This is a genomic window from Flagellimonas hadalis (assembly GCF_007785775.2).
In the GTDB taxonomy this organism is placed as follows: domain Bacteria; phylum Bacteroidota; class Bacteroidia; order Flavobacteriales; family Flavobacteriaceae; genus Flagellimonas; species Flagellimonas hadalis.
Genome location: NZ_VNIK02000009.1, coordinates 33,292 through 47,962 on the forward strand (window position 1 = coordinate 33,292; position 14,671 = coordinate 47,962).

The following is a 14,671-nucleotide window of genomic DNA, read 5'->3' on the forward strand; positions in this document are numbered from 1 at the left end:
ATGGCGCTACTATCAAAAAAAGATGCGAACCTGATATTGGATCCCTTGGCGGACAATAACCCCATTACCATTCAGGTGTTGGGTATCTGCTCCGCTTTGGCAATTACCGCCGAGCTGAAGGCTTCCGTGGTAATGGCAGTATCCGTAATGTTTGTCCTTGCCATGGGAAATGTGGTCATCTCATTGATGCGTAACATTATCCCATCAAAGATCAGGATCATTGTGCAATTGGTGGTCGTGGCCACCTTGGTGATCATTGTGGACCAAGTGCTCAAGGCCTTTGCCTACGAACTCAGCAAGACCCTATCGGTCTTTGTGGGACTGATCATTACCAACTGTATCATCATGGGACGTTTTGAGGCCTTTGCCTTGGGTAACGGACCGTGGAAATCCTTCTTGGATGGTTTGGGGAATGCCGCAGGATATGGGATCATATTGGTCATCGTCGGATTTTTTAGGGAACTTTTGGGTTCCGGGACCCTGTTTGGGTTCAAGGTACTGGGAGATCCTGTGACCAAGACAGGCCTTTACTCCATCGGATACGAGAACAATGGTTTCATGATCATCCCTCCAGCGGCATTGATCGTGGTGGGAATCATCATCTGGGTACAACGTTCCAGAAACAGGTCATTAATTGAAGAAGCATAAACTGAGGAAGCATGATAGAGCATTTAGAACTTTTTTTTAAGTCGATCTTCATAGACAATATGGTGTTCGCGGTCTTTTTGGGAATGTGTTCCTATTTGGCCGTTTCCAAGAAAGTGTCCACCGCCGTAGGTTTGGGCGCAGCCGTAATATTCGTTTTGGGTGTTACCGTGCCGCTCAACTGGTTGTTGGACCAATATTTGCTGAAGGATGGCGCCTTGGTTTGGTTGGGTCCCGAGTATGCAGATTACAACCTCAGCTTCCTTTCGTTCATCCTGTTCATCGCTACCATTGCCACCATGGTGCAATTGGTGGAGATCGTGGTCGAGAAATTTTCACCTTCCCTATACAACTCATTGGGTATTTTTTTGCCCTTGATCGCTGTGAACTGTGCCATCTTGGGAGGTTCCCTGTTCATGCAGGCCCGTGAGATCCCAAACTTGGGACTGGCCCTGAATTATGGCGTGAGTTCAGGGATAGGATGGTTCTTGGCCATTTTGGCCATAGCCGCTATCCGTGAAAAGATCAGATATTCCAATGTGCCGGCACCATTGCGTGGACTTGGGATCACTTTTATCATCACAGGATTGATGGGTATCGGTTTCCAGAGTTTTGGTGGAATGCTAACCGGTGACAATGAGCCACCTGAAGAGCCGACCGCTACCACTACCGCGAAGGCCAAAGAAGAAAAAGAGATTAAAAAGGAACTGGAGGACGAGGAAAAAACAGTCTCCTATAACGAAGTTATAAACAAGTAAAGATGATTTTAGCCGCAAGTACCGGAGGTACCATTCTGATTACCGTAGTAGCCTTTTTGGTTTTGTTGTTGTTGTTGGTGGCATTGTTGCTTTTTACAAAGGAAAAATTGTCTCCTTCAGGTCCAGTTACCATTACGATCAACGGTGAGAAAAAGATAGAGGTCGGATCCGGAAGCTCGCTTCTGTCCACCTTGGGTAACCAAAAAATATTCCTGCCTTCCGCTTGTGGAGGAGGTGGAACCTGTATCCAATGCGAATGCCATGTGCTATCGGGCGGAGGTGAGGCATTGCCTACCGAAACTCCCCATTTCTCCAAAAAAGAATTGCAACATGGGGCCAGATTGGCCTGCCAGGTGAAGGTAAAACAGGATATGGAGATCACCATTCCTGAAGAGGTATTCGGGATCAAGAAATGGAATGCCAAAGTGGTCAGGAACTACAACGTGGCCTCTTTCATCAAAGAGTTTGTGGTAGAGATTCCCGAAGAAATGAACTACAAAGCAGGGGGCTATATCCAAATTGAGATACCTCCGTGTGAAGTGAAATATTCGGATATCGATATTACCGCCCACCCAGAGGAACATGAAACCCCGGACAAGTTCAAGAACGAATGGGACAAGTTCAACCTGTGGCCCTTGGTCATGAAAAACCCTGAAACGGTAGAGCGTGCCTATTCCATGGCCTCTTACCCTGCCGAAGGAAGGGAGATCATGTTGAACGTACGTATCGCGACGCCACCATGGGACCGTTCCAAAAATGGATGGATGGATGTGAATCCTGGGATCGCCTCTTCATACATCTTTGGGTTGAAACCAGGTGACCCAGTCGTGATTTCAGGTCCGTTCGGTGAATTCTTCATCAACGAATCCGAATCCGAAATGCTTTATGTTGGTGGTGGTGCAGGTATGGCACCGATGCGTTCGCATTTGTACCACTTGTTCAAGACCCTACGGACCAACAGAAAGGTGACCTATTGGTATGGTGGACGTTCCAAGAGGGAGTTGTTTTACATCGACCACTTCAAGCAATTGGAGAATGAATTCCCCAACTTTAAGTTCTATATGGCTCTTTCGGAGCCCTTGGAAGAGGACAACTGGAAGGTGAAGAAAGATATCAATGACGAAGCAGGTGATGGTTTTGTTGGGTTCATCCACAATTGTGTCATCGAAAATTATTTGAACCACCATGATGCTCCTGAGGATATTGAGCTCTATTTCTGTGGACCACCGTTGATGAACAAGGCGGTAGAGAAAATGGGCCAGGATTTTGGTATTCCAGATGAGAATATCAGGTTCGATGACTTTGGAGGATAGACCAAAAGTTAAAGACTTGACCTCAAGGGCTTGCCCCGAACTTGGTTTCGGGGCGGTCAACGAGGAGAATATATAAAACCGACCGATGCCCAAAGCATCGGTTTTTTGTTGCTTATGGGAAGAGAATTGACAGAACAGGAACTGCACAACCTGGCCATGAACATTGTGGGACGCGAACTGGAGGCCGATGGTTTTGAGTTTATGGCCATCAACAGTAAATTGAAGAAAAACCCCCAGTATGTGTGCCTCAAGGAAAAATTGCTGCATTTTATTGTGGTGCGCAATGTGGGGTTCCCTTTGGATCCAAGGGAATATGATGCTGAATTGATGCAGACCGTAAAGGACCATGCCCTCAAATTCGAGGCAAGGACGTTTTATGCCGGAGTAGGGCTTTCCAATGCTTCGGACAGGGGGCTTCCATTGTATCTGGATGAAGAATATATTGTGGACTATCAAGGCTTAATAGAGATCTAGATGATGAAAAAAGCATTTTTATTAGGAGCGGCCCTGCTGTTTTTGGGTTGTGGCAAAGGGCAATGGACCAAAAACCAAAACTGGGGCAATGCACTCGGAACCACCTATTCCATCATTTACATTTCGGATAGGGAACTGGATTATCAACAAGAGATCGATTCTGTTTTTCAAGTGGTGAACCAATCCATGTCCACCTACATCCCCACATCGGACATCTCCAAGATCAATGCAGGTGACTCCACCATTGTTGTGGACGATATGTTCAGAGAGGTCTTTGATATCTCGAACAAGGTACACAAGGCCTCAAACGGCTATTTTGACCCCACTGTGGGCGTTTTGGCCAATGCATGGGGATTTGGCCCTGGGGAACAGATGGAGCTCGATAGCCTGAGGGTAGATAGCCTCTTGGCCTATGTGGGATGGGACAAAGTGGCCATCAATAAGGACAATACAATATTCAAGGCACACCCGGCCATCCGTTTTGACTTTAATGCCGTGGCCAAAGGCTACGCCATAGACCGCTTGGGAGCCATGCTGGACGCCAAGGGCATAAAGAACTATTTGGTGGAAGTGGGCGGAGAAGTGCTCGCAAAGGGCACCAATCTGGTTTCAGAAAAACAATGGACGGTGGGTATCGATGACCCACAAGTGGAGGAAGGCCGCCAACTCAAGCAGATTGTTTCACTTAAGGATAGGGCCATGGCCTCATCGGGCAACTACCGAAAATTTAGGGTGGACCCTGAAACGGGGAAAAAGTATGTGCACACCATCAACCCAAAGACGGGATATACCAAAAGTTCCAATGTGTTGGCCACCAGTGTCGTTGCGAACACCTGTGCCTTGGCCGACGCCTTTGCCACCACTTTTATGGCCATGGATTTGGAAGAATCCCAAAAACTGCTGGGGGAACATGAGGAATTGGAGGCCTATATCATTTATCTGGATGAAGAGGGAAATACCACTGAATTTATGACCCCCGGGTTCAAAGCATTGGTAAAGCAGTGATTATTTTCTCACCAAAGGAATGATCTCCCCTTTCGCCAATCGGTATTTTTCCACATCTTCCTTTGGAAGAACGGAAGTGTAATCCACTTCCTCGACGGTGAATCCCATGCTGCGGAGTTTGTCAAAATAGTCCCTTCCGTAAATACGCACATGGTCGTATTGTCCAAAGATTTTGGCCCGTTCCTTTTTATCGGTGATGGTGTCGTCCTCAAAGGTGTTTTCCCTTTTTAAGTCCTGTGGAATCTGGAAAATGCCCCATCCGCCCGGTTTCATCACTCGGTAAAGCTCCTGCATGGCTTTGGTGTCATTTGGGATATGCTCCAGCACATGGTTGCACAAGATCACATCAAAAGCATTGTCTTCAAAAGGCAAATTGCAGATATCGGCCTTTACATCCGCTAACGGGGAATTAAGGTCGGTGGTGGTATATGCAATGTTCCTCAACCTTCTGAACCTTTTGTAAAAGGCCTGTTCGGGTGCAAAGTGGAGCAGTTTGAGCGGTTTGGTAAAGAAATCCGTTTCGTTTTTGAGATAGAGCCAGAGCAAGCGGTGTCTTTCCAGGGAAAGGGTGGAAGGGGAAAGTACATTTTCCCGCGGGTTCTCATAGCCATAGGGAAGAAAACTCCTGAAACTTTTTCCATCGATGGGGTCAGTGAAGTTTTTTCCCTTTAGGGAAAGGGCAATCAAGGGACGTACCCAGTAGCTCAATCGAATTAGAAGGGGTCTTGGAATAAGATTGAGAAGGTATTTAAATAGTTTTGACACGAATTACACAAATTTACACGAATGGCTTAAAGTAAAACTCTCTTATACGTAAGTTGATCCTCGCCAAAATTGATGATCAAGCCCAGTTTCATTTTGGATGCAGCCAAGTAATTCATAGTCTGCTTCACATGGCTACTACTAATATTTTCAACTGCTTTGAGTTCCAATATGATTTTATCATCAATAATAAAAATCAGCAAAGTAGTGGTGCTTTAGCAGCTCTCCTTTATAGATAATGTCAAATTTGACTTCTTTTCTGAAAGGAACACCATTGGATTTCAGTTCAATTTCCAATGCATCGCTATACACTGCCTCACTAAAACCCTTGCCCAATTCATTGTGGATATCCATGCACAGACCAACAACAAAATAGGACTCATTTTTATATAGGATTTGGGACATATAAATTTGAGAAATTAGTGAAAATTCGTGGGATTCGTGTCAGCAAAAAGACTGTTGGGGCCTAAAGCACCAATTTCTTGCTGCGGAATTCATCCTCCTCATCACTGGTAATGCCGAGGGCCTCATAGATATATTGATAAGTGGAGAGCAGTTCCGGTTTTCCGTCGACCAAGGCCACATCGTGTTCAAAGTGCGCACTGGGCTTGCCGTCCGCGGTCAGAATGGTCCATCCGTCCTTCAACTGCTTGATGCGCCTAGTCCCCATATTGATCATGGGCTCTATGGCGACCACTGTACCATTGACGAACTTTTTCCCACGTCCCCTTTTGCCATAGTTGGGCATCTGGGGATCTTCATGGAGTTCTTTTCCCAAACCGTGGCCCACCAGTTCGCGCACCACGCCATAGCCATGGTCCTCACAATACTTTTGGATGGCATAGCCCACATCGCCTACTCGGTTTCCTTCCTTGAATTCCCGGATACCGATGTAAAGCGACTCCTTGGTCACCCGAAGCAGTTTTCTGGTCTCCTCTGCCACCTCGCCCACTTCAAATGTGTAGGCATGGTCCCCGTAATAGCCGTTTTTGAGCGCTCCGCAATCCACGGACACGATATCACCTTCCTTAAGGGGGTCGTTGTTCGGGATTCCGTGTACCACTTGGGCATTGGGACTCCAGTTCAGGGTATTGGGAAAATCGTACATGCCCAAAAATCCGGGAACGGCGCCCTGTTCCCTGATGTATTCTTCGGCCATTTTATCCAGATGCAGGGGATTGGCGCCCGGTTTGATCTCCTTGGCCAACATGCCCAAGGTCCTGGAGACCACGAGGGCACTTTCCCGCATCAATTCAATTTGCTCTGCTGTCTTGACTTGAATCATAGTTGCAAAGATAAATTGATTCTATGGATTTTGGCCATGTTTGTCTAAACGAGTGGTTTTTGGGTCATTGCTTCAGGCTGTGCCACTCCCATCAGTTTTAATATGGTCGGGGCAATGTCCCCAAGAACTCCACTTTTTATCTGTTTCAGATCCTTGTCCACCAAGATCAAAGGGACGGGGTTGGTGGTGTGTGCCGTATTGGGGCTGCCATCCGGATTGACCATGGTGTCACAGTTGCCATGATCGGCAATGACAATGGTGGTGTATCCATTTTCCAGTCCAGCAGTAATCACATCCTTGGCACATTCGTCCACCGTTTCACAGGCTTTGATGGCTGCTGACATCACCCCGGTGTGGCCAACCATGTCAGGGTTGGCAAAATTGAGGCAGACAAAATCAACTTCTCCTTTTTGAAGTTCGGGGATGATGGCGTCGCGTATTTCGTAGGCACTCATTTCGGGCTGGAGGTCGTAGGTGGCCACCTTTGGTGATGGACACAGGATGCGTTGTTCCCCTTCAAAAGGTTCTTCCCGTCCACCATTGAAGAAAAAGGTCACGTGCGGATATTTCTCCGTTTCCGCGATCCGGATCTGCTTCTTTCCATTTTTGGCGAGCACTTCTCCCAAGGTTTCCTTGATGTTGTCCTTGTCATAGATTACCTTGACCCCCTTGAAGGATTCGTCATAGTTGGTCATGGTGACATAGTACAGGTCCATTTTGTGCATGTTTTGCTCGTGGAAGTCCTGCTGGCTCAACGCTTGGGTAAGCTCCCTTCCACGATCGGTCCTGAAGTTGAAGAAGATGACCACGTCCCCGGGCTGTATTTTGGCCAAGGGTTGCGCATTGCTGTCCGTCAAGACCAAAGGTTTGATGAACTCGTCGGTGACCCCTTCGTCATAGCTTTCCTGCATGGCCTTGCCGATGTCCTGAATTTTTTCGCCCTCGGCGTTCACCACCACATCATAGGCCAATTTTACCCGTTCCCATCGTTTGTCCCGGTCCATGGCATAGTACCTGCCGATCACTGTGGCCAGTTTGGTGCTTTTGTCGGAACAGAAATTCGTTAGGTCCACCAAAAAGCCTTTACCGCTTTTCGGATCTACGTCCCTGCCATCGGTAAAGGCATGTACGAATGCGTTCTTGACACCGCTTTCATCGGCGGCCTTGATCAGTGCTTTTAGGTGGTCTATGTGACTATGCACGCCACCATCGCTCACCAGGCCAAGAAAGTGTACGGCCTTGTTGCTGCCCTTGGCAAAGGCAAAGGCCTCCTGGATCACCTTTTCGTTTTTCAGGGTATCTTCCTTTACGGCCTTGTTGATCTTGGCCAGGTCCTGATAGACGATCCTACCGGCCCCAAGGTTCATGTGCCCAACTTCGCTATTGCCCATTTGTCCCTCGGGCAGGCCTACGTTCATCCCGTCGGTGAGCAGGTCTGCATTGGGGTATTGGGCGTATAGGGAGTCCACAAATGGGGTATTTGCCTGAGCAATGGCAGAAACTTTGGGGTCTGGGGATTTTCCCCAACCGTCCAAAATCATTAAAATGACCTTCTTGTTCATGTGATGGAAATTATGTTTTCAAAAATATTGAATATCCGTTTATACGTAACGATCTCTTTTTCTCGTCATTCCGAATTTGTTTCGGAATCCCATAACATAGAAAATCAGTAATCCAATGAGAACTTGAAACGAGTTCAGGCTGATAAAAGTTTTGTTTTTGATAAAATCTGGGCAATCCACAAAATTAAAATGATCTGCTTGGATGCCCTAGGGATTCGCTATTTTTCTGATTGCGAAATTGTTAATTATTTTATGTTAATATTGAAGGGTTGTTAAAGTTTAGTTATTTAAGTGTTAATCATGTAACATCTTGCTTTTTGGGGAGTCTACTTTTATAGAAGTTTTAATTCATTAATCAAAAAACAATCATCATGAAAAAAACAATTTTTGCAGTAGCTGCATTTTGCATGCTAGCAGTGACCGGCGTTTCCGCCAACGAACTTCCTTCCAACGAAAATCCGAACCTTATTACATCGGTTCCCGAACTTAGCAGCTTTTGTAAGGCTGTGATGCAGGGCGATGTGGAGACCGTAAAAAAACTTATCGAACTTGGAGAGGACGTGAACCAAAAATCTTTGGGTATGGCCCCCATACATTTTGCGGCACGTTACAACAAAGCTGAAGTGTTGCAAGTGCTGATTGACAATGGAGCCGATTTGAAACAGCGCTGTGACAAGGGCTATTCGGTAAAAAAACATGCCGAGTTGTCCAATGCCACCGATGTACTTGCTGTTTTGGAAACCGCTATGTAAAAAGAAAAGGAGTTTATTCGTCCAAACAAAAAGGCCCATCCTTAAGGATGGGCCTTTTTTTTGCCTCATTTTACCTATTTATAGTGTCCTAGCAAAAGAGTATGTCATCGTGGCCTAGAATTCAAAGCCAGTAAAAGCCCTGTACAAAAATGCATATACCGCCATGAACAGCATAACCGCACAAAAGATGGAGTACCCCTTCAAAAAAAGTACCACAAAGCTTGGTTTACAATCGTCGAATGCCTCAAAATAGAGGTGCTTAAAGTGTAATAGTGTTCCCATAATGTGTTCTCTCGTTTTGGATAGCACAAATGGGCAAGCAAATGGATGGTTTACGATTTGGGGTCATTCCAAAGATAGTGAAATCTAATGACTTGGGTCCTTTTATCGATGAACGTGCCGATTCTATCGACCTGAATATTTTTCGATGGCCTCCCTTATTTTTTCTATTCTATTTTCTGGGTCGGGGTGGGTGCTCTGGAATTCAGGGACCCGATTTGGACTAGCGGCGGCCTTCAAAATTTCCATTACTGTAATCATTTCTTGGGGGTCGTAACCGGATTCGATCATGAACAGTACGCCAAGGTCATCGCTCTCCAGTTCGTCACCACGTCCATTTTTCAACAAGGTGTTCTGTCCAATGCCGCTCACCACACTTCCCATGTCGCCACCCACGGATGCGCCAGTGGCCAAGGTCTGCCAAAATCCGCTCTCGGCAATCCGTTCTGCGGAGTGCCTACCGATGACGTGGCCGATCTCGTGCCCAAGCACGCCGGCCAATTGGGCCTCGTTGAGTTGGGAGAACAGGGCGTAGGTAATGAAGATCTGTCCACCCGGAAGGGCAAAGGCGTTTATAGTGCGGTCGTCCGCCAACAAATGGAAATCATACTTATAAGGGGTCTCGCTGGCAATGCTGTTCTGTACAAGTCGGCTCCCCACTTGGTCCACCAAGTTCTGCAAACGCTCATCGGGATACAGTCCTCCGTGCTGTTGCGCCATTTCCGGGGCGCTCTGCAGCCCAATGGCGATTTCCTGCTCGGTGGTCATGTCAATGTTCTGCACCCTGCCGGTGTAAGGGTTCTCCTCTTGGTTGCTGCAACGGCGGATAAAGGCAAAGGCCACAATGGCAAGGCCTATCAGGATTCGGATCCTCCAACTTCCTCTTCTCATGGTGTTCGTGTTTACCGATAATGGAAGATACGAAAAAAGGGACTACAAAAGTTTGGGATTGATGTCCAAAATATGGTCCTGGACATAGGTCCGCACAAAGCCGGCCGTAAAGTGCTCAATGCCCAAAAACTCTTCTTCCTGCATCAGTTTCAGAACGTTCAGCTTTCGGTATGCCGTGAGCATGGGGATGGAAATGGGCGCATAGCTATAGTGCCAAGGCTCATATTTGAAACCACGTCGTCGGGGATCGTTCGTGTAGACCAGATAAAAGCCGAACTTTTCCGAGTTTTCGTCCAGCCAAAGTTTTAGCCCTTCGTAAGGCCCGCCACTTTCAAATTTTCCAGGGACCAACACATCTCCCGATGCTTTGGGATAACCGTCTATGATATCGATGTCCGTGCCCCAGTGGTGCCTGCTGGTACCGGGAATGGTGGAATACTCTATGATCTTGTCGATGGCATCCAGGGGAGACATGCGCTCATCTTCGGTGTAGCTGAGGTATTTGCGTTCCCAAATGCCCTCCTGCCGGTAGAAATCCCGATAGCTGGACACGATCTTGATGTCGAACCCGTCCGAATAGGCGGCCTTTTTCATTTCCAAAAAGGCATCGTGTGCTGCTTTTCTCAAGTTGATGCCCTCTCCAAAAAGCTCCACTTTGGCTTTTCCCATCAACTCTTCGGTCGTGTATTCATCTTTGGTGGGGAAAGTAAAAAATGGGGGCAGGGCACAGGCCAGGCCCGATACGGAGGTGGTTTTTAAAAAAGTCCTTCTTTTCATCGTAGCTCGTTATTCGGTTATTAGATCTTCGTCCATCAAACAACGTAAAAATCGCAATAATCTGTCAATGAAGCCAAAAAGAGATCAAAATTTATCCATTGTGCATTTGCGGATGAAGGCGGATTTTTCGAATCTTCGACCTTCCCTTCGTTGGCCCCTTCGACTGCGTTCAGGGTGACAGCTCGATACACTGTGCGATGTTTTCCCGATCAGCGGTCCAAGAAGAGATAGCCAGTGTATTGCAGGTTCAGGTCGTCCAGGGTAACAAGGTAATAGTAGACCCCTTCGGGCAAGCCAATGTCCTGGCTCATGATAAGGCTCCCGGTATTGGAATCGCCCCGGAACTCGTTGGTGTAGTTGATCTTCTCAAAGACCTTTTGGCCAAACCGATTAAAAATGCGCAGGCTGTTGTTGGGTGATTCGTCCATGTTGTCGATCATCAGAAAATCGTTCACCCCATCACCGTTGGGACTGAGAAAATAGTTGCCCAAGGTAGGGTTGTTCACCGCAAAGGTGTCCGTGGGGAGTGGAATGGTGCCAAAGGTAATGGCCGCATAATCGCTGGGCAGAAAAGTGTCGGACGTAACGAACCCTTGGTTGATATCACCGCTGAAGGCCGTGTTGCCAAGGACGACCCATTGTTTGGAAGACTTTAGCCAACCCACCACGATGACCGATTCGGCCGTGGCATTGGGGATAAGGGCCAGTCCGCTGCCCACATTCCAGCTTATCGTGACCTTTGCGGGCACATCGCTTTGAAATATCCAAAATTCGCGCTCGGATATGGTGCCGATGTCCCTTACTTTCCGATCGGTATCCAAGCTTTGTGGAAGAAACGAGGGGGTAGCTGGGTTTTCATCAAAATAGGCGCAAATGGCCAAAGGTGTTGCCCCTTCGGACTCAAAGGTCAAGGGTCTCAACAAGGCGTTATCCCCAACGGGAAACGAAAAAAAGCTGCGGTTGTTGATGGCGGCAAAGCCCGTGACCTTGGATTGATCGTTTTCACCGGTAAAGAACCCTTGGTCCATAAAGTTGAGGAAAACGGCCTGGTTGTCCTTTGGGCTCAGGAAATTGCCATCCACAAAGTTGACATTGTTCTTTACGTGGAGCGTGTTCTGCAGAAAAACCCGGTCGAGGATCATGATTTCGGTGTCCCACAGATGGGCGGGTGTGTTGCCCGATACTTCGATCGTGGTATTGCCATAGAAGCCTACCAGCCCCTCGGACTGATCAAAGACGGCATTGTTGATAAAGTTGGTGTGCAGGCCCAGCCCGCGGTTGGGGCCGCCATTATGTACCTGCATGTTGCCGGCATGGTGCAGTGCGCTCTGGGCAGAAACGCCTTGGGCGAACAAGAGAAATGCTATGAGGTGGAGGGGTTTCATTAAAAATCTGTAATAGTAAAGAACCAACCAGCGTCAGCATTTGAATAAGTTATGTCAGGTACTGTAAATGAATTCACAGTCCCAGTATGAGTATGGCTATCGGCACCTCCAGGATCTGTAATAAGCAATGGTGATATCGGTACTGTATTGATCACAGGTTCGGAAATGGAAACTGTAAACTGAGTTGTAGATTGAGAGGTGACTTGAATAGTGGAACCTGTTGATGAATTGAACAAGGTTAGTTGAATGATGTATTCTGCATCTGGTCTAGCAGTATCAAAGGTTACAGTATAACTTCCAGTACTGTTTTGGATTACACTTGCGCCATTTGCGTTAACTATACTTGCATCGCTATTTACCTTGCCCATGGCCACAACTGCTGGAGCTTGCCAACTAACAATACCACCTATGGTGGTAAGTACATCGCCATCTGTTGGAGAAGAGGAAGGTTCTATTTTTGCTGGGGTGACATTTGCATCGGCTATCTTGTTAGTGATAACTGCGCCATCTGCAATTTTATCACTTGAAACACCACCATCGGTTATCTGAACCCCATTGGCGGCATCTACTTCAAGTGTATTATTGTCTACATTGACTTGAAGATCCATTGACACTAGAGCAGCATTGTTTTGTACACCCGAGATAGATCCATCAGTTGATACAACATTTTGTCCAAGTCCTGTGACAAGTGAGGCCTCTTCCCATGTGGTGGTTAAGGCATTCCATCTTATGATATTATTGTCGACGGTCCCATCGGCAAGTTTCGCAAGGGTGACGTTTGCATCGGCTATCTTGTCCGTCATGACTGCCCCATCTGCAATTTTATCAGTTGATACACCACCGTCAATTATCTGTATTCCGTTTGTAGCTTCTACTTCAAGAGTCACATTATCCACATCAACATCAAGTGCTCCACTTCCATTCTGGATCAATCCGTTTCCAGCCACATCGATATTTATGGTGGCCGCATTGACGGCATCGGCTGCAATGTCCGTTGACCCCACTGCCCCGGTTGCTATTTTATCGGTTGTCACCGCATCCGCCTGTATGGTTGTCACGCCAAGGTTGTCAATGTTGACATCACCTGTCATAGGAACCCCACTTGCAACATTGGACCCATTTCCTACGAATATCTGACCATTGTTAAGGGTAGAGGAGGCGAAGTTGGCCCTGTCCTCCCACAAGGGGTCTCCAGTTGCATTCGTGGTGAGTACCCTATTGGCATCAGCCGCGCCAAGGGTTCCAATTTTGTCAATGTTTACCGCATTGTCTGCAATATCAATTGTGGCAATGGTGCCATCCAGTATTTTAGCTGATGTGACTGCGCCATCCGCTAGATCAGCAGCAACAATGGCCCCGTCAGCAATTTTTGCCGAGTTGATAGCATTGTCGACTATATCAATTGTGGCAATGGTGCCATCCAGTATTTTTGCTGATGTGACTGCACCATCTGATAAATCCGCAGCGATGATAGTCCCATTTATAATCCTTCCAGAGTTAATGGCATTGTTGGAAATCTTATTCGTGGTTATGGCCCCATCAGCAATATCGGCTGTAGCAATGGTGCCATCCAGTATTTTGGCTGAGGTGATGGCATTATCCGCCACATCAATGCCCACATTTTCCAAAAGTGAGCCACTTGGGGTTCCCGTAAGGGCAATGGTGCTTGCAGGAGAAGATAGGGACCCATCTCCTACAAGATCGGAAACCACAACTTCCAGCGAACCGTCCGCCGCTTGGTTGAGGCCGTTGCCTGCAACATTTGCATTTATTTTTTCATTGGTCACTGAATCATCGGCCAACTCATTGGTGCCAATTCCTAAAGGAGAAACACCTAGGGTATAGGGAATATCAATCCCATTACCTGTTCGGGTCAAGGTACCGTCAGTAGCATCTACCACTTCGTTTCCAATGATACCATCCACTTCGGTGATACTAATATCCGCTTGGTTGATCAGCGTCCATGCGCTTCCATTCCATTGGAAAAGGTCGCCATTGGCACCTCCATCCTGCAAATGGGAGAGCCCCACCGAGCGAGGGGCCAAATCTTGGCTGCCCACGGTCCCGTTTTGGATCTTGTCCCCGTTTATCGCGGAGGGGGCAATGTTGGCCCCGTTAAGGATGCCCACTTCAAAGTTATAGTTGATGCTGCCATCCGGGTTGGGTGTTTCCGTGATCACCACAGTGTCGTCCAGCGCATTGGGGTTGATGGGTCTCATGTGTTCTGCCAACGTGCTCACGGTGAACGAATTGTCCAGTGATTCGCAAATGTTGATCCATTCGTCCCCGTTGTAATAGTGCAAACAGTTTTGGTTCGTGTTGTAGACCAATGCACCGCGCAAGGGGGTGATGGCGTTCATTTGGACATCGGTCACCCTTGTGATCACCAGCACACTTGAGGTGCTTTCCAATTCCAGAATAGAAGAAGGATTCAATGTTTGGGGATTGTCCCCTATCTTGACCTGCGCGGTCAGGGTGTGGGTCATCAGTAGGGCAATGACCAAGTAGCTAATGTACGTTTTCACGGTGTCAGTATTTGAGGTTTTCCTAACGTAATCCACAAAACTAACCTTATCGATCCATTTTTATGTCATTTCCCGTCCAAATGCGAAGTTCAGGGGTGAACGGGTTGCGGGTTTCGAGTTGGGACAAAAGACGATGGACGATAGATAATAGACGAGAGACAAGAAACATCAGACAAGAGGCAAGAAACGCGAAACCTCAAACCTGAAACCTGAAACTTGAAACCTGAAACCTGAAACCTTGTGACCATGAGAGCTAAA

The 14,671-nt window shown here is 47.4% G+C and carries 16 protein-coding genes; 6 read left to right on the top strand and 10 right to left on the bottom strand.

The annotated features are described in order from the left end of the window. The 5 genes from FOT42_RS13075 to FOT42_RS13095 all read left to right on the top strand — a co-directional run bounded on the left by FOT42_RS13075 (position 1) and on the right by FOT42_RS13095 (position 4,195). Complete coding sequence (locus FOT42_RS13075) at positions 1 to 648, top strand: NADH:ubiquinone reductase (Na(+)-transporting) subunit D (RefSeq protein WP_151890999.1); 648 nt, start codon at positions 1 to 3, stop codon at positions 646 to 648. Positions 649 to 659: 11 nt separating this feature from the next. Beyond that, a complete protein-coding gene (gene nqrE, locus FOT42_RS13080) occupies positions 660 to 1,403 on the top strand; it encodes an NADH:ubiquinone reductase (Na(+)-transporting) subunit E (RefSeq protein ID WP_151891000.1) in 744 nt (247 codons plus the stop codon). A gap of 2 nt (positions 1,404 to 1,405) precedes the next feature. Next, positions 1,406 to 2,716 carry an NADH:ubiquinone reductase (Na(+)-transporting) subunit F gene (nqrF, locus tag FOT42_RS13085; RefSeq protein ID WP_151891001.1) on the top strand — a complete coding sequence of 437 codons (1,311 nt, stop codon included), beginning with the start codon at positions 1,406 to 1,408 and terminating at the stop codon, positions 2,714 to 2,716. A 114-nt stretch (positions 2,717 to 2,830) separates the two neighbouring features. Next, positions 2,831 to 3,190, top strand: coding sequence for a Na(+)-translocating NADH-quinone reductase subunit F (locus FOT42_RS13090; RefSeq protein ID WP_151891002.1), 360 nt, complete (start codon positions 2,831 to 2,833; stop codon positions 3,188 to 3,190). After that, the gene (locus FOT42_RS13095; RefSeq protein ID WP_313788431.1) at positions 3,191 to 4,195 is read left to right on the top strand and encodes an FAD:protein FMN transferase; all 1,005 of its coding nucleotides are present in this window, start codon (positions 3,191 to 3,193) and stop codon (positions 4,193 to 4,195) included. Here FOT42_RS13095 and FOT42_RS13100 read toward each other — a convergent pair whose 3' ends face one another. From FOT42_RS13100 to gpmI, 5 genes are all read right to left on the bottom strand, one after another. Continuing rightward, positions 4,196 to 4,960, bottom strand: coding sequence for a class I SAM-dependent methyltransferase (locus FOT42_RS13100; protein ID WP_151891003.1), 765 nt, complete (start codon positions 4,958 to 4,960; stop codon positions 4,196 to 4,198). A gap of 26 nt (positions 4,961 to 4,986) precedes the next feature. Further along, positions 4,987 to 5,088 carry a GxxExxY protein gene (locus tag FOT42_RS18495; protein WP_417938336.1) on the bottom strand — a complete coding sequence of 34 codons (102 nt, stop codon included), beginning with the start codon at positions 5,086 to 5,088 and terminating at the stop codon, positions 4,987 to 4,989. Between the two features lie 52 nt (positions 5,089 to 5,140). Continuing rightward, positions 5,141 to 5,362, bottom strand: a complete 222-nt coding sequence (locus FOT42_RS18430) for a GxxExxY protein (protein WP_262884015.1) — start codon at positions 5,360 to 5,362, stop codon at positions 5,141 to 5,143. 61 nt (positions 5,363 to 5,423) lie between these two features. Continuing rightward, entirely contained in the window at positions 5,424 to 6,242 is an 819-nt protein-coding gene (gene map / locus FOT42_RS13110) for a type I methionyl aminopeptidase (protein WP_151891004.1), read from the bottom strand. Positions 6,243 to 6,286: 44 nt separating this feature from the next. Next, a complete protein-coding gene (gene gpmI / locus FOT42_RS13115; RefSeq protein WP_151891005.1) occupies positions 6,287 to 7,804 on the bottom strand; it encodes a 2,3-bisphosphoglycerate-independent phosphoglycerate mutase in 1,518 nt (505 codons plus the stop codon). A 371-nt stretch (positions 7,805 to 8,175) separates the two neighbouring features. Here gpmI and FOT42_RS13120 point away from each other — a divergent pair, with 371 nt between their 5' ends. Next, complete coding sequence (locus FOT42_RS13120) at positions 8,176 to 8,556, top strand: ankyrin repeat domain-containing protein (RefSeq protein ID WP_151891006.1); 381 nt, start codon at positions 8,176 to 8,178, stop codon at positions 8,554 to 8,556. Positions 8,557 to 8,670: 114 nt separating this feature from the next. On the opposite strand, the gene FOT42_RS18460 is transcribed toward FOT42_RS13120, so the two are convergent. The 5 genes from FOT42_RS18460 to FOT42_RS13140 all read right to left on the bottom strand — a co-directional run bounded on the left by FOT42_RS18460 (position 8,671) and on the right by FOT42_RS13140 (position 14,413). Continuing rightward, on the bottom strand, positions 8,671 to 8,838 hold the full coding sequence (locus FOT42_RS18460; RefSeq protein ID WP_313777786.1) for a DUF6747 family protein: 168 nt from the start codon (positions 8,836 to 8,838) through the stop codon (positions 8,671 to 8,673). Positions 8,839 to 8,961: 123 nt separating this feature from the next. Beyond that, complete coding sequence (locus FOT42_RS13125) at positions 8,962 to 9,726, bottom strand: M48 family metalloprotease (protein ID WP_151891007.1); 765 nt, start codon at positions 9,724 to 9,726, stop codon at positions 8,962 to 8,964. Between the two features lie 42 nt (positions 9,727 to 9,768). Beyond that, positions 9,769 to 10,503, bottom strand: a complete 735-nt coding sequence (locus FOT42_RS13130) for a M15 family metallopeptidase (RefSeq protein WP_151891008.1) — start codon at positions 10,501 to 10,503, stop codon at positions 9,769 to 9,771. A 209-nt stretch (positions 10,504 to 10,712) separates the two neighbouring features. Further along, positions 10,713 to 11,888 carry a gliding motility-associated C-terminal domain-containing protein gene (locus FOT42_RS13135; protein ID WP_151891009.1) on the bottom strand — a complete coding sequence of 392 codons (1,176 nt, stop codon included), beginning with the start codon at positions 11,886 to 11,888 and terminating at the stop codon, positions 10,713 to 10,715. After that, a complete protein-coding gene (locus tag FOT42_RS13140) occupies positions 11,888 to 14,413 on the bottom strand; it encodes a beta strand repeat-containing protein (protein ID WP_151891010.1) in 2,526 nt (841 codons plus the stop codon). The genes FOT42_RS13135 and FOT42_RS13140 overlap by 1 nt, the downstream gene beginning before the upstream one ends. Positions 14,414 to 14,671 lie beyond the last annotated feature (258 nt).

Excerpts from the sequence above, each read along its gene's own strand:
- FOT42_RS13125 (WP_151891007.1), bottom strand. The coding sequence starts at position 9,726 with ATGAGAAGAGGAAGTTGGAGGATCCGAATCCTGATAGGCCTTGCCATT.
- FOT42_RS18460 (WP_313777786.1), bottom strand. The coding sequence starts at position 8,838 with ATGGGAACACTATTACACTTTAAGCACCTCTATTTTGAGGCATTCGAC.
- FOT42_RS13095 (WP_313788431.1), top strand. The coding sequence starts at position 3,191 with ATGATGAAAAAAGCATTTTTATTAGGAGCGGCCCTGCTGTTTTTGGGT.
- map (WP_151891004.1), bottom strand. The coding sequence starts at position 6,242 with ATGATTCAAGTCAAGACAGCAGAGCAAATTGAATTGATGCGGGAAAGT.
- nqrF (WP_151891001.1), top strand. The coding sequence starts at position 1,406 with ATGATTTTAGCCGCAAGTACCGGAGGTACCATTCTGATTACCGTAGTA.
- gpmI (WP_151891005.1), bottom strand. The coding sequence starts at position 7,804 with ATGAACAAGAAGGTCATTTTAATGATTTTGGACGGTTGGGGAAAATCC.
- FOT42_RS13075 (WP_151890999.1), top strand. The coding sequence starts at position 1 with ATGGCGCTACTATCAAAAAAAGATGCGAACCTGATATTGGATCCCTTG.
- FOT42_RS13090 (WP_151891002.1), top strand. The coding sequence starts at position 2,831 with ATGGGAAGAGAATTGACAGAACAGGAACTGCACAACCTGGCCATGAAC.
- FOT42_RS13120 (WP_151891006.1), top strand. The coding sequence starts at position 8,176 with ATGAAAAAAACAATTTTTGCAGTAGCTGCATTTTGCATGCTAGCAGTG.
- FOT42_RS13130 (WP_151891008.1), bottom strand. The coding sequence starts at position 10,503 with ATGAAAAGAAGGACTTTTTTAAAAACCACCTCCGTATCGGGCCTGGCC.
- FOT42_RS18430 (WP_262884015.1), bottom strand. The coding sequence starts at position 5,362 with ATGTCCCAAATCCTATATAAAAATGAGTCCTATTTTGTTGTTGGTCTG.
- FOT42_RS13135 (WP_151891009.1), bottom strand. The coding sequence starts at position 11,888 with ATGAAACCCCTCCACCTCATAGCATTTCTCTTGTTCGCCCAAGGCGTT.
- nqrE (WP_151891000.1), top strand. The coding sequence starts at position 660 with ATGATAGAGCATTTAGAACTTTTTTTTAAGTCGATCTTCATAGACAAT.